Genomic DNA, 1,909 nt, shown 5'->3' on the forward strand with positions numbered 1-1,909 from the left:
ATCTCGGGCTACGCCTGGGGTCTTGGATACGCGGGAGGAATCCTGCTGCTAGCCGTTGCACTGTTCGGTTTTGTTCTACCCGGAACTGTTTTTGGTGTTCCTGCAACAGATGGCCTAGAAGTTAGAACGGTGTTCTTGTTCTGTGCGATTTGGACAGTAATTTTCTCAATTCCCCTCTTTGTTGTGGTTCCTGAGATCAAGAAGAAGAGTACGGAAAAAGAGTCAATAATCCGCTCATACATTCTGCTGTGGTCGCAGCTAAAGAGTTTGTACCGTCAAGCTCCTGAAACCCTGAAGTTCCTAATCTCATCCGCTGTATACCGAGACGGTCTCGCCGGGGTGTTCTCCTTCGGAGCGGTACTTGGTTCACTGGCTTTTGGATTCACCCAGACCGAAATCATCATTTTCGGTATGGCAGCCAACATCGTTGCCGGTATCGGTGCCATGGTCGGTGGTCGAATCGACGACATCGTAGGTTCCAGAAACGTTATTGCCGGTTCCTTGATTGGTTTGATTATTGCCGGCTTTGGAGTTTTCCTTTTCGCCGACGCCGGCCAGATCACATACTGGATTGGTGGCCTAGCGCTTTGTCTGTTCGTTGGCCCTGCGCAGGCATCTTCTAGAACCTTCGTTTCCCGCTTTGCACCAGAAGGACGAGAGGGTGAAGTGTTTGGTCTTTACCAAACCACCGGTCGCGCAATCAGCTTCCTATCCGGTTTCTTCTGGGCAACAGCAATCACAATTGCAGCTGTTGTGACGGGAGAAGAAAACACCACAATCTACGGTGTTCTAGGTCTGATGGTTATTTTGATTGTTGGACTGGCTCTTCTCCTTCGAGTTAATCCAAACCCAGAAGTTAAATACTCGGACTAGCTTTCCAGCGGAGCATTTCCAACGTCGGTTCTATAAAAGTTTTTGTGTGATCTGGATGCTGTTGGTCCGCGCTGTCCCTGGTATCGGGAAGAGTACTTATCCGAACCGTATGGAAACTCCGATTCCGAAGAGAGCTTGAAAAAACAAAGCTGACCGATCTTCATTCCGGGCCAAAGTTTAATCGGCAAGGTTGCGGTGTTCGATAGCTCAAGTGTCACGTGACCCTTGAAGCCGGGGTCAACAAAGCCTGCGGTGGAGTGAGTTAGAAGGCCAAGTCTTCCAAGGGAAGACTTTCCTTCGAGTCTTGCTGCTATGTCGTTCGGCAGTGTCACAAATTCATATGTTGACCCCAGAACAAATTCGCCCGGGTGCAAGATGAAAGCTTCGTCGGGGGCAACCTCGATGAGCCTGGTTAGATCATCCTGCTGCTCGGATGGATCGATGTATGGGTACTTGTGGTTATCGAAGAGTCTAAAAAACCTATCCAGCCGAACATCAAATGAGCTGGGCTGCAGTAGACCCATCTCTAGTGGTTCAAGACCAATCTGGCCGGCTTCGATACTGGCACGAATATCGCGATCTGACATGAGCAGCCAAATAGGTTACCGCCTCGAACCAATTGCCAGTAAACGGCCAATGCGCGTTGCTAGGGTTGGAGCTAACCATCCTCAAAGTAAGGAGCCTTAGCTTGTTTGGTCACCAGCTTCGAGCCAATATCTACTTTGTCCTTGCAGGCCTTGGGCTCATAACCGCCTGGGTGCTAAACGGCATTGCCACCGTCGAGGGCGCCAACTACCTGAACGCCTGGTTTGGCTCGGTGGTGGACTGGGTGCTCTCGGTAGACCTACTGATCGTGGCTGCAGCAACTGTTGTGTTCATGCTTCACGAGGCGAGAAAACTCGGCATGAAGCGAGTCTGGCTCTACTTCTTGCTTTCAGGAGTCACCGCCCTGGCCTTTACTTTCCCGTTGTTTTTGGCCTTTAGGGAACTTAAGAAACAAAAGATCGCTCTTGCCGGAGGCAAGATCGACAAGTTT

The 1,909-nt window shown here is 50.5% G+C and carries 3 protein-coding genes; 2 read left to right on the forward strand and 1 reads right to left on the reverse strand.

The features are described 5' to 3' along the window. Positions 1 to 873 (forward strand): MFS transporter (locus tag WAO31_RS06800; protein ID WP_509591802.1); only part of this gene is annotated, 873 nt, incomplete at its 5' end. On the opposite strand, the gene dcd is transcribed toward WAO31_RS06800, so the two are convergent. Beyond that, the gene (gene dcd, locus WAO31_RS06805) at positions 870 to 1,466 is read right to left on the reverse strand and encodes a dCTP deaminase (RefSeq protein ID WP_509591807.1); all 597 of its coding nucleotides are present in this window, start codon (positions 1,464 to 1,466) and stop codon (positions 870 to 872) included. The genes WAO31_RS06800 and dcd overlap by 4 nt on opposite strands. Positions 1,467 to 1,561: 95 nt before the next feature. Here dcd and WAO31_RS06810 point away from each other — a divergent pair. Then, the coding region (locus WAO31_RS06810; protein ID WP_509591804.1) for a DUF2834 domain-containing protein at positions 1,562 to 1,909 on the forward strand (348 nt) is incomplete at its 3' end.

Source organism: Rhodoluna sp. (assembly GCF_049276775.1).
In the GTDB taxonomy this organism is placed as follows: domain Bacteria; phylum Actinomycetota; class Actinomycetes; order Actinomycetales; family Microbacteriaceae; genus Rhodoluna.